Here is a 12722-nt window from a genome sequence, read left to right as displayed (position 1 = left end):
GCGTAAGAATGGATATTCTAAAACGATTACAAGAAGAACTGAATATAAAGACTTTTCAAGTGGAAAACACGGTAGCTCTTTTGGATGAAGGCAACACCGTGCCTTTTATCGCAAGATACCGAAAGGAAATGACGGGCTCCTTAGACGACCAAATTATTCGCCAACTTGCGGAGCGTTTGACAGCCCTAAGAAATCTTGAGGAAAAACGAGAGCAAGTGCGCTCCTCCATCGAAGAACAAGGCATGCTTACCGAGGAATTGGCGAGAAAACTGGCGGAAGCAATGACCCAAACGGAAATTGACGATATATACCGCCCTTACCGCCCAAAACGCCGCACCAGAGCCTCCATTGCTAAGGAAAAGGGCTTAGCCCCTTTGGCAGAAATGATTTGGGGACAGGTGCTTTTGACCCCTTTGGCAGAGTATGCCGCTGCTTTTGTGGATGAAGAAAAAGGCGTTTCATCTGTGGAAGAAGCTATAGAAGGCGCAAAGGATATTTTGGCAGAACAGCTTTCCGACGATGCCGGCATTCGTCAGCTCCTCCGGGAGGAATGGCTGAAAAATGGCCTTTTGCTTTCTCAAAAAGCAAAGGACGAGCCTTCTGTTTATGAAATGTATTATGATTACAGCGAGCCCCTTAAGACCATTGCATCCCATCGCATTCTAGCTATCAACCGTGGCGAAAAAGAAGGCTTTCTTTCCGTAAAAATTCAAGGAGAAGATGAACGTCTTTTTGAAAAAATCGGACGAGTTGTCATCAAGAAAAATAGCCACACAGCCGAAATTTTGCAGGCTGTCATTGAGGATAGCTATAAGCGCCTCATTGCACCATCTTTAGAGAGAGAGCTTCGTAACGATTTTACAGAAAAGGCAGAAGAATCTGCATTGGGTGTCTTTCGTGAAAATTTAAAACAGCTTTTATTACAGCCACCCATTGCAGGCAAGGTTGTCTTAGCCTTAGATCCAGCTTTTCGTACAGGATGTAAGCTGGCAGTGATTGATGAAACAGGAAAACCTTTGGAAACAGCGGTGATTTATCCTACACCACCCCAAAATAAAAAGGAAGAGGCAGAAAAAACACTAAAACGCCTCATTGAAGCCTATGCAGTTTCCTTAATCTCCATCGGCAATGGTACCGCTTCCAGAGAATCGGAGCAGTTTGTTGCAGAAGCTTTGAAAGGGTTAGACCGAAAGGTGCAGTATATCATCGCCAACGAGGCAGGAGCTTCCGTTTATTCCGCATCCAAGCTTGGTGCTGAGGAATTCCCCCAGTATGACGTATCCCTGCGCAGTGCTGTTTCCATCGGCAGACGAATTCAAGATCCCTTGGCGGAGCTAGTTAAAATAGACCCCAAGTCCATTGGTGTTGGGCAATATCAGCATGATATGAACCAAAAACGTCTTGGCGAAACCCTAGGGGGCGTGGTGGAAGACTGTGTAAACAGTGTAGGGGTGGATTTGAACACCGCAAGCCCTTCTCTCCTGTCTTATGTGGCAGGGATCAACAGCACCGTTGCAAAGAACATTTTGTTATATCGTGAAGAAAATGGAAAATTTAAAACCCGTAAGGAATTATTGAAGGTGCCGAAGTTAGGGCCCAAAGCATTTTTACAGTGTGCCGGATTTCTACGCATTCCCGAAAGCACCATGGCATTAGACCACACAGGGGTGCATCCCGAAAGCTATGGCGCCGCAGAAAAGCTTCTCAACGCTTGCGGTTTTACCCTAGGGGATGTGGCAAAAAAACAGGTCTCAGGCTTAAGCAAAAAAATAGCTTCCCCTGAAAAAATGGCAGAAACACTGGGCATAGGCGTTCCAACCTTAGAGGACATTATCAAGGAATTGGAAAAACCCGGTCGTGACCCTCGTGAAGATGCCCCTGCCCCTATTTTACGCAGTGACGTTCTTTCTATGGAAGATTTGCAAGAAGGTATGATTTTGACGGGAACCGTGCGAAATGTCATAGACTTTGGTGTATTTGTGGATATTGGTGTACATCAAGACGGTTTAGTGCATATCTCTCAGATTTGCAACCGTTTCATCAAACATCCTCTGGAGGCAGTGAAACTGGGAGATACGGTAAAGGTAAAGGTCCTTTCCGTAGATATGGAGAAAAAGAGAATTTCATTGACTATGAAAAATGTGGAATAAGTTAAAAAACAAGGGTGTCGACAGAGTCGACACCCTTGTTCTATTCTGTAACTAATCTCATCTTCCTCTTGCCAAACGTTCCAACTGAATAATCAGCGTAGGCACAAATGCAAGACCTACAATCTGCAAAATATGTGTAGCTGTCAAAGCATTATTGATGTCAAATAATTGATGCAAACCAGAAAACAGCAGCACTGACATTAACAAAGCACCGCCAATGGCAAAGGCACCATAACTATAAGGGTTATTGGGCAGACGGAAGATAGAGCGTATTCCTCTGCAATTGAACCCATGGAATAAACGAGCCAAACAAAGGGTAGCAAATGCCATGGTAGATGCCAAACCGGGATTCTCCCCTAAACCAACATAAAAGGCTATTATGGTCACGACAGCAATCAAACCACCCTGCAACACCAATCTTTTTACAAAATCCCGTGTTAAAATGCTTTCTTTTGGGTTTCTTGGTTTGTCGTTCAATAAATCCCCTGTTGGTTTTTCCATATTAACTGCCAACGCAGGCAAACTATCTGTCAGCAAATTGATAAACAACAGCTGTACTGCTGTAAAGGGCAATGGCAATCCCAGTAAGGAAGTAAACAATACTGTAATAATCCCCGCAAGGTTACCAGAAAGCAAAAATTGAATTGAATTTTTGATATTTGCATACACGTTTCGTCCGTTGCCCACAGCTTTTACAATCGTTGCAAAGTTATCATCCGTTAAAATCATTGCCGCCGCATCCTTAGATACCTCAGTACCCGTGATACCCATGGCAATACCGATATCCGCCTGCTTCAGCGCAGGGGCATCGTTTACACCGTCACCAGTCATTGCCGCAATATAGCCATTTTCCTGCCAAGCTCGAACAATTCTGATTTTATGCTCGGGAGAAACACGGGCATACACAGAAATTTCTTTCACCATATCCCGCAATTCTTCATCACTGATATGCTCCAATTCTGCACCTTCAACGGCTCTGTCTCCTTCCTGCAAAATACCGATTTCCTTTGCAATGGCAGAAGCAGTTACCTTATGATCCCCCGTAATCATAACGGGGCGAATGCCTGCTCGCAGACAGTCGGCAACGGCAGGGGCAGATTCCAATCGGGGAGGATCCATCATGGCAATCAAACCAATAAAGGTTAAATCCCGTTCATCTTCTAAAGTCAAACGGCGCTGTTCTCCAATCTCCTTTTTCCCAAAAGCCAAAACTCGCAATCCTTGGGAAGAAAGCGCCTGATTTTCGGCAATAATTCTATCCAAATCCTTTTGGGTGATTTCCCTATTAGTATCATTTTCCACAATTTTATTGCATCTGGAAAGTAAGACATCAGGGGCACCCTTTGTCATCATCAAAATTTTCCCGTCAAGTTGGTGCAAGGTAGACATAAGCTTTCGGTCGGAATCAAAAGGAAGCTCACCCAGACGAGGATAATCCCCTCTAATATCCCCCTCATGGCCACCTGTTTTACGACAAAAACTGAGCAAAGCCGTTTCCGTGGGATCACCTATTTTGGCATCTCCGCTGATTGCCCCATCGTTACAAAGCACCCCTGTTACAATGAGCTCTCTATGCTGTTTTTTATCACAATCCACATCATCTGCATCCGTGGTGCCGCTAAGGGTAAAGACTTTTTGCACCGTCATTTTATTCTGGGTTAAGGTACCTGTTTTATCTGAACAGATTACGGAAACACAACCCAAACTTTCCACAGCACGGAGGTTTTTAATAATAGCATTTTCTTTCGCCATTTTTTGGGTACCAATTGCCAACCCAATGGTCACAATAGAACTTAGCGCCTCAGGAATGGCCGCCACCGCCAAAGCCACAGCAAACATCAATGCATCTGCTAAAGCTTGACCACGCCATACACCAAGACCAAACACAACCACACAAATTGCCAGGATGACAAAAGAAAGCTTTTTGGAGAAATCGTCTAAGCTTCGTTGCAGTGGTGTTGCTTTTTCCTGGGCAGATTCCATTAAATTGGCAATCTTGCCGATTTCCGTTTCCATTCCCGTACCTGTTACCAAAACAACAGCACGACCATAAGAAATCAACGAACCACTAAAAACCATATTTAAGCGGTCTCCCAAGGGAAGCTCCTCTTTTTCAATTAAATCTGCAGATTTATTTACGTTTTCAGATTCACCTGTCAGAGCACTTTCGCTGACCTGTAAAGAATGATTTTCCAAAATACGACCATCTGCCGCCGCAACATCCCCTGCTTCCAAAAGCAGAATATCACCGGGAACAAGCTTTACGGCAGGAACCTCCATCTTTTCCCCATCACGAATCACTCTTGCATTGGGCGCAGACATTGCCTTTAGACTTTCCAAAGATTTTTCTGCCTTAAAATGCTGCACCGTACCTAGAATTGCATTTAAAATCAATACAGTGATAATAACAATGGTACCTTCCATTCCCCCTGTTAATGCGGAAATGATGGCGGCTACAATTAAAATGACTACCAAAAGATCTGCAAATTGCTCAAAAAACACTTGAACAATGCCCTTACGCTTTCCTTCCCTCAGCTTATTTTCCCCATGCTTCTCCAGCCGCTTTTCCGCATCTTCCCCCGAAAGCCCATGCTTTGAGGTTTCGTATTCACGGAATAGCTCCTCCTTTTTTCTCATCCAAAGTTTATCCATTTCCATTCTCCTTTCGGTGCACATAAAAAAGACCTTTATTGCACCCATACAAATTTTCCGGTACAATAAAAGTCTTGCTTCCTAAGAATACTAAGCATTCTCTGGGCAACGTCCGGGCTGTTTGGCCGTGATGACGAACGTTGGCGTCGCATAATGCGAAAGCTACTCCCTCTTATTTGTATGAATTCTACCATATCAAGCATGGAAAATCAATACAAAATTTCCATGTCACCGAAAAATCTTCCCATTTCAGTATTCCCAAACAATTCTAACTATAGTCTTGTATATTTTTTAACATATCTCTTTTCATATGCATGTTTATTTGGTATACTAGACAAAACTCAGTTGGAAAAGGAGGGAATGGTATGATTCACGAAAAATTTACAGTGACAGGGTTAAACGAAATGGTTTATCACTTAAGAGAATACAAAGATAAAACTGACTGGCGTATTGATTTTTACAACATTTACGGTGCGTTGTTGCTTACCTTCGATAGCGATGAGGAAACCTTAGATCGTCTGCGGGATGAAAATGATGCCTATCAAATGGTTACAGAATGGATGGATGTTGCCCTGATGATGGGCAAGGAATATTAATCCTGTGCAAAACAGAGCATTCCAACAGATGTCTAAAGCATTGACACCTTTGAGAAAGCCTGATTTGTTTTTTCACACACACATATAAGCTTGCTTTGCATTGCAAAAAAATTGCACTGTAATGCAGGCTTTTTTCGATAGAAATATAAGCACTGATTTTTCAATTAACTTTCATATATTGTTGACTTTTGTAAAATTTTGGTATATTCTTTTCATATATTAATGAGGAGGTTATCTATTTATGCAATGCTACATAGAAATTATTAAAAAATATGCCGTTTTTAAAGGACGTGAGAGCAGGCGAACATTCTGGTATTTTGTATTATTTAATTTTATTTTCTCTCTTATCATCTACTTCATAGATAAAATCGTGCATTCGGATATTTTATCAACAATTTATTCTCTTGCGGTTTTTTTGCCCAGTCTTGGAGCGTCTATAAGAAGATTACATGATATTAATAAATCCGGCTGGTGGGTTTTACTTTCAATGATTCCCCTTGCATTCTTTCTAATTGTCATACCTCTGGCCTTTGTGTCTAAGACCGCAGCATTAGGAGGATTAATTTTAATTTCATTACTTTGTCTTGCATGTAGTATTTGGCTCATTGTTTTAGAAGCAACCCCAGGTACACCAGGAGAAAATAAGTACGGCGAACCTGTATAAAAGGCTTATTTTGATATAGAAAAAGAATTGCCTTCAAAAAATACTTTTTTAAATCTATACTCCTTTTTAAATGAATCTAAAATTTATATCTATATATTTAAAATAGTGCATATCTTTCATGGAAAGAGAAACAATATTACAAACTGTTTATAAAGGAGAGATCTTATGAAAGCATATGTAAATGAAAAATGCATCGGTTGCGGCCTTTGTGTTACCCTTTGTGGTGATGTTTTTTCTATGGACGACAGCGGTCTGGCGAAAGCGATTCCTGAAAATGTTCCACCAAGTACAGAAGCTATGGTCATTGAAGCAAAAACAAACTGTCCCGCCATTGCAATTGAAACAACCGGTCATTAATAAAGATACAAAAAGGAGGTATTCTTGTTGAATTCCTCCTTTTTATATTGCTTAACAGCTCGTTTCGGCAAATCTTTTACCATTTTTCAGCTTACTTTATCCTAATAGATACTATTTAGGCTCAATCTTTTTTTATAGGTATTTAAATTCTCAATTAGAGTTTAAACATATCAAAAAAAGTGACATCTGTAAACAGATGCCACTTTTTCTATTTATATTATTTAAAATTTAAGCTGTTATCTTTCAACAATACATCGTGAGCGCCGCCTTCTACCAAGCTTGTAGTAGAAATTACGGTGATCTTTGCCTTCTCCTGCAATTCAGGAATAGAGAGCACACCACAATTACACATGGTGGATTTTACCTTCTTCAAGGATAGACCTACGTTATCACGCAGACTACCTGCATAAGGTACATAGGAATCTACGCCTTCTTCAAAGGATAGATTCTCGTCACCACCCATGTCGTATCTCTGCCAGTTTCTTGCACGGGCGGAACCTTCGCCCCAATATTCCTTCATGTAGCTACCATTGATGTTTACTTTATTTGTAGGGCTTTCGTCAAAACGAGCAAAATATCTGCCCAACATGATAAAATCTGCACCCATAGCCAAAGCTAAAGTCATATGATAATCATAAACAATGCCACCGTCGGAGCAGATAGGAATATAAATACCCGTCTCTTTAAAGTATTCATCCCTAGCCTCTGCAACCTCAATAACCGCGGAAGCCTGTCCACGACCAATACCCTTTTGTTCTCTGGTGATACAAATAGAGCCGCCGCCGATACCAACCTTCACGAAATCTGCACCACAATCTGCCAAGAAACGGAAGCCCTCTCTATCTACCACGTTGCCTGCGCCGATTTTCACGGTGTCGCCATAGTTTTTACGTACCCAATCCAAGGCGTCCTTCTGCCATTCGGAATAGCCCTCTGAGGAGTCGATACAAAGAATATCAACACCAGCTTCAACCAAAGCAGGTATTCTTACCATATAATCTCTGGTGTTAATTCCCGCACCAATCACATATCTCTTATCCTTATCTAAAAGCTCATGGGAATTTTCCTTATGGCTGTCATAATCCTTACGGAAAACCAAATATTGCAGTCTGCCCTCTTTGTCAATAATGGGCAACTGATTAATTTTGTTATCCCAAATAATGTTGTTTGCTTCCTTCAGGCTTGTACCCTCAGGTGCTGTAATCAACTGATTCAAAGGTGTCATAAACTCGCTTACCTTTGTATCTCTCTCCATACGGCTGATTCTATAATCTCTGCTGGTCACAATACCCACTAATTTTCCCTGGGCAGTGCCGTCAGTGGTTACCGCAACGGTAGAATGGCCTGTTTTGCGCTTCAAGTTTAAAATATCCTGTAAAGTGCTCTCGGGGCTAATGTTAGAATCGCTCATAACAAAACCTGCTTTATAAGCCTTTGCTCTTGCTACCATCGCCGTTTGACTTTCTATACTCTGAGAACCGAAAATAAAGGAAATACCGCCTTCCTTCGCCAGAGCCACCGCCATTTTGTCGTCAGATACTGCCTGCATAACCGCGGAAGTTAAGGGAATATTCATCTCCAAAGCGGGTTTTTCACCTTTTTTGAATCTCACCACGGGGGTTTTTAAACTCACATTATCCACTGTACATTCCTTTGATGAGTAACCCGGTACCAGTAAAAATTCGCTAAAGGTTCTGGATGGTTCCGTAAAGTATTTCGCCATTTTTTTCTCCTCCTGATGAAAAATAGGGAGCGTATTTCTCTACGCTCCAACTCTAAAAGAATTATTTTCATAAGATTTTAGCACTAAAACACCTCATGTACAAGGGGGAGTTCATTTTTTTCGAGATTTTGTAAATATCGTCGGTTTTTCTTACTGTTTCACAAGTATTCATGAACAAAAAGCGCCCTTTGTCCTCTGCGACCGGACATTCGTCCGCTTCAAAAACGACGATTTAAATATCCTAAGCTTGTTCTGGCAACAACACCGATTACAGCACCTGTGATAAGACCAAAAATAAGCAAAAATGGCAGATAATACATCAGCCGAATGTTCTCCACAACCAAAGAGGCCACAATAATTTGGCCGATATTATGAAAAACTCCTCCGGCAATACTAACACCTATGATACTAAATTTGTCTGTTTTTTTCAGAAGCACCATAATGCAATAGCTGAACAGGGCCCCCGAAAGACTATATAGCAAACCGGCAAAACCCGCAAACATCAACCCCGAAAGAACCACTCGTGCGAGAGAAATAAAAAAAGCCGCCCTAGCATCCAAAAAATACAACACAATAACAATAATCACATTGGCAAGGCCAAGCTTCATCCCCGGAACCAAAAGAGGCAAAGGAATCAGCATCTCTACATAACCCATGAGTATGCCTAAAGCCGCAAACAAACCATAATATGCAACACTTTTCCGTCCCATTTATCCCACCACCATATCATACGCAGCTTTCTTTTCCCCAATAATTTCCACTACTAATTTATGGGGCAGGCAAACAATGGTCTCCCCTGTCAAATGGATCTTTTTATGCTCCACACAAATCTGATCTCTGCAATCTGCCTCTTGCATAGAAACATAACCATCCTGAATCTGTATGATATTAAAGCCTTCCTCAGTTTCCACCTGATATATGGTATCCTCAGATAAAGGCAATTCCGCTTTTACTTCTCCATTGGCAGTAATTCTTGCGTATCCGCCTTTCTCCGCTCCCAGAAAGAAAAAAAGGGCGAAGCAAATCGCTGCCACAAGAAGAACCAAAATGAGAATTTTATCTCCCTTTTTCATACCTGCCACCTTTCTTCCCACATAGGAAAAAAAGGAAGCAATTGCTTCCTTTTCTATGTAATAGGATTTATTAAAAATTACTATCTAAATGCCCAGAGCCGGAATCGAACCAGCGACACGAGGATTTTCAGTCCTCTGCTCTACCGACTGAGCTATCTGGGCGCATTTTTCTGACGCCATATTAGTATATCCAATAAAAACCCATAAGTCAACAATTATTTTGCTTTTTTATTACAAAATCTACTATTTCATTAATATCTGCAAAAATCTAGAAAATCATTCATGTTTTTTATTCCCTCTATTAATAAAAAAATTTTGCTAAATTTGGGGGAGTATCCCACCATACAGCATGCCAAAATGTTATGAAAAGGCATACAGTATGATGGGCGTTGCCTTAAATTATTCTTTTCCCAGATTTTTTGCTCGTTGATCCCAGTATTCGCATGAGATTCCCACAACCTCAGAGGTAAAAGGCTCACCCTTTTTTGTTTTATAGTGCCTAGTGGCACGAAATGCGTACTTAGCACCAAAAAACATAATTGGTAAGTTACAATACACAATGATAATATTTCCTAAATCAGAAATATACCAAAGATTATCCAATTCCAATCCCGCCAGTACGGAAACTGCGCCAAAAGGAATAAACACTAACGCACCTAATATGCGGATAAAATTGATAAAGCTTTTTTTCTGACTGATGCGGTTTGCAGCAATTTCAGAAAAAATGATAAATCCAATTACACAGGTATAGGCAAACAGGCCATAGCACAGGCTGATCAATAGGGTTATGAAACTATCTGCCCCTGTTCCCGGTGTTAGGGTAGTAATGGAAGCCAAATATAAGGGGAGTTTTTGACCATGCAGTTCCTCCCACATAGTTGGATTATTCCAAAGCTGAGCCATAACAACAATAAAGCCCGAGAGAGTACAGATAATAATGGTATCCAAGAATACGCCTAAAGCCTGCACACAACCCTGTTCGCAAGGATGCTCTGCATTGGAAGCTGCTGCTGACATAGTAATAGTACCCTGACCTGCCTCGTTGGACATTAGACCACGCTTTACCCCTTGCACCAAAGCCGTACCAAAAAAACCGCCAAACACAGCCTCGGGGGTAAATGCACCCTTAAAAACAGCACCAAAGAAAAAAGGAATGGTTCGGAAATTCAACAAAGCGATAATCACCACGGTTAGGCAATAAATAACCGCCATTATGGGCACCATTTTATCCGTCACCTTTGTGATTTTTTTAATGCCGCCAAAGGCAAGGACGCCTGTTCCGCCAATCAGTAAAACCGCAATGAAATAATAAAGGGCTGATGTTCTATCATATGTAGTTCCCGTTACCACCTGAGCGATAGACCCCACAGAAGAAAACACATTAAACGCTTGCGCAGGCAGACAGAACATTGCATAAAGAATAAAAATTGAGGATAGCGCCACACCTACCCATGCACGGTTTCCCATGATTTTCTTGCCATAAAAGGGCAGACCCCCTACGAATTCATCACCTTTTTTTTCTTTAAATATTTGCGCCAGTGTTGCTTCCATATAGGCTGTAGCCATACCAAAAAAGGCACTTACCCACATCCAGAACAGTGCACCGGGTCCACCAACGGAAATCGCACCTGTTACTCCAAGAATATTTCCTGGGCCTACACGCATAGCGGAGCTTAGGAAAAAGGCTGCCAATGGCGTAATACCGATTGCCGCCGCCCTTTGTTTTGTCAGAATGCGAAGGCCTTCTTTAAAATGGGTAACTTGAATAAATCCTGTTTTTATGGTAAAGAAGATTCCAGAACCAATCAACAGAACCACTGCAAAGCTCAATTTACCCAAAATGGGAATGGCTGCGTACCATTCAAAGTTTGTGGGAAAGTCCCACATAAAGTCAGCAATTGGCACAACAAATTGAAACACCCCATTTACTGCATCAAATATTTCTTTCAAAAATATCCCCTCCCAATTTTTAATTTTCCGAGCAAAGGTCTGGGGACTCTGTCCCCAACCCTGTAAGCCTTTGTAAAGGCTTGAGGCAAACTTTTATAGCAAAAATTTTATTTTTGCCGTTGCATTCTCAACAAATTTTAATTGCAAACCCCATGTTACTGGTATCAATAAAAGTTTTGCCTTTCCTTTTTCAAAAAACAAGTGGGTCTGGGCATCGCCCACGGTTCTAAAGCACCGCCCACGACCTACCTCTGCATGATATCTATGATGATTCTATCCATACCAGACATCCCCTCTGCCGAAATCCGCCCCAAATTCTTCACCGTTTCCTCTGCCGAGGAACCCACAACCCCCAAATATTGGGGAATAGCGGTATGATTCATGGCAAGCATCGCTGAGAGAAAGGCGGAATATACCCCCGCCGAAGCCTTAAGGGAACAACCAATACTCCCACCGTCGCAAATCATACCCGTTAAATTTGCCGCCATATGATTGATTGCGTTGGAAACCTCTGTGGCACCACCACCCATGAGGAAAACCAATCCAGCCGCCGCACCGCTTCCTCCGCCCAACACACATCCGCAAAGGGGAGACAGTCTGCCTGTATAATGCTTGCTGTAAATAGTAACTAAACCGCTCAACGCAACAGCCCGCAAAATTGCTTCCTCCGATGCTTCTATATTTCTTCCGTAGGAAACCACGGGCAAAGAGCACAATATCCCATGAGAACCACTGCCCACAATACTCATAGCAGGATCAGGAAGGCCTGATAGCCTTGCATCCATAGCAGAACAGGTAAGCCGTTGGGCATCATAAATCATGTCATTGCCTAAAATACCTTTTTTACGAAATGCATCTAAGGTAGAGCTGATTGCCAAGCCAACACCAACTGCACCCACTTGGGAAAGCTTGCAGTTCATTTCCGTCATTTCTTTAATAACATCTAATTCCTCAATGGAAACTGAAGATGCATATTCCACCATATCTGCGATGGAAATGGCATCAAAAGGAACAAGCTCTTTTTCCTCCTCCTCCACACCCTTCTTAGTTTGAAAAAGGATTTCATCATCCCCCGCCACGTATGTAATATTGTCGTGGATGCCTTCAATGCGGGCAATGCCAACACCCCTAGTGGTGGTTATCTCACCTTGTATATAAATGGTATCCTTATCCTCGGCAATTGAAATAGCAACAGGAATCTTTTTTGCCTTTTCCACGTGCTCTTGGTTTATTCCCTTTAAACACTCCAAGCCCAATTCCCACTTGCCACCGACTGCACCCAAAGCCGCCGCCATTTTACATCCCAGCTCATTTGTTCCGGGAATTCCGCAGGAAAAGGAATTTTTAAACAAACCTCCGTTCATCTGTACCTCGATATACAGTATCTCTCCTCCCACTGCGCCGTAGGCTCTTGCTGTTGCAAGGGCAATGGCACCAACCTCAGTAACCCCCAACGCAGGGCGAATTTCAGATTTTAACAGCTGTGTAAAGTCCACTATCTATTCCACCTCCTTATACTCATTGCATTTTTCTTATTGTTTTCAGTATAGCGTTCTA

10 protein-coding genes and 1 tRNA gene are annotated in these 12722 nt (G+C 42.0%); 4 read left to right on the top strand and 7 right to left on the bottom strand.

Annotation, left to right across the window (positions count from 1 at the left end; all coding sequences use genetic code 11):
- Nucleotides 1-8: 8 nt before the first annotated feature.
- Nucleotides 9-2150, top strand: coding sequence for a Tex family protein (locus CPRO_RS00260; protein ID WP_066046567.1), 2142 nt, complete (start codon nucleotides 9-11; stop codon nucleotides 2148-2150).
- Nucleotides 2151-2207: 57 nt separating this feature from the next.
- Here the strand turns inward: CPRO_RS00260 and CPRO_RS00255 are convergent, their stop codons facing one another.
- On the bottom strand, nucleotides 2208-4802 hold the full coding sequence (locus CPRO_RS00255; RefSeq protein ID WP_066046565.1) for a cation-translocating P-type ATPase: 2595 nt from the start codon (nucleotides 4800-4802) through the stop codon (nucleotides 2208-2210).
- 365 nt (nucleotides 4803-5167) lie between these two features.
- On the opposite strand from CPRO_RS00255, the gene CPRO_RS00250 reads away from it, so the two are divergent.
- The 3 genes from CPRO_RS00250 (at nucleotide 5168) to CPRO_RS00240 (ending at nucleotide 6419) form a co-directional block, all read left to right on the top strand.
- Complete coding sequence (locus CPRO_RS00250; protein ID WP_066046563.1) at nucleotides 5168-5398, top strand: hypothetical protein; 231 nt, start codon at nucleotides 5168-5170, stop codon at nucleotides 5396-5398.
- A gap of 241 nt (nucleotides 5399-5639) precedes the next feature.
- Entirely contained in the window at nucleotides 5640-6062 is a 423-nt protein-coding gene (locus tag CPRO_RS00245; protein ID WP_066046561.1) for a DUF805 domain-containing protein, read from the top strand.
- 165 nt (nucleotides 6063-6227) lie between these two features.
- Complete coding sequence (locus CPRO_RS00240) at nucleotides 6228-6419, top strand: ferredoxin (RefSeq protein ID WP_066046559.1); 192 nt, start codon at nucleotides 6228-6230, stop codon at nucleotides 6417-6419.
- A gap of 217 nt (nucleotides 6420-6636) precedes the next feature.
- On the opposite strand, the gene CPRO_RS00235 is transcribed toward CPRO_RS00240, so the two are convergent.
- From CPRO_RS00235 to CPRO_RS00210, 6 genes are all read right to left on the bottom strand, one after another.
- Complete coding sequence (locus tag CPRO_RS00235; RefSeq protein ID WP_066046557.1) at nucleotides 6637-8142, bottom strand: IMP dehydrogenase; 1506 nt, start codon at nucleotides 8140-8142, stop codon at nucleotides 6637-6639.
- Nucleotides 8143-8360: 218 nt separating this feature from the next.
- Nucleotides 8361-8852, bottom strand: coding sequence for a Gx transporter family protein (locus CPRO_RS00230; protein ID WP_066046555.1), 492 nt, complete (start codon nucleotides 8850-8852; stop codon nucleotides 8361-8363).
- Nucleotides 8853-9215 carry a NusG domain II-containing protein gene (locus CPRO_RS00225; protein ID WP_066046553.1) on the bottom strand — a complete coding sequence of 121 codons (363 nt, stop codon included), beginning with the start codon at nucleotides 9213-9215 and terminating at the stop codon, nucleotides 8853-8855.
- Between the two features lie 89 nt (nucleotides 9216-9304).
- Nucleotides 9305-9377: transfer RNA gene (locus CPRO_RS00220), tRNA-Phe, on the bottom strand.
- Nucleotides 9378-9614: 237 nt separating this feature from the next.
- Nucleotides 9615-11165 (bottom strand): alanine/glycine:cation symporter family protein, encoded by a 1551-nt coding sequence (locus tag CPRO_RS00215; RefSeq protein ID WP_066046551.1) that lies wholly within the window; start codon nucleotides 11163-11165, stop codon nucleotides 9615-9617.
- A gap of 245 nt (nucleotides 11166-11410) precedes the next feature.
- Nucleotides 11411-12661, bottom strand: a complete 1251-nt coding sequence (locus tag CPRO_RS00210) for an L-cysteine desulfidase family protein (RefSeq protein ID WP_082754160.1) — start codon at nucleotides 12659-12661, stop codon at nucleotides 11411-11413.
- Between the last annotated feature and the right edge of the window lie 61 nt (nucleotides 12662-12722).

Origin of the sequence: Anaerotignum propionicum DSM 1682, from assembly GCF_001561955.1 — a bacterium.
Classification (GTDB): domain Bacteria; phylum Bacillota; class Clostridia; order Lachnospirales; family Anaerotignaceae; genus Chakrabartyella; species Chakrabartyella propionicum.
Note: the sequence above shows the minus strand (reverse complement) of the source record. Positions and strands in the feature narration are given on the sequence as shown.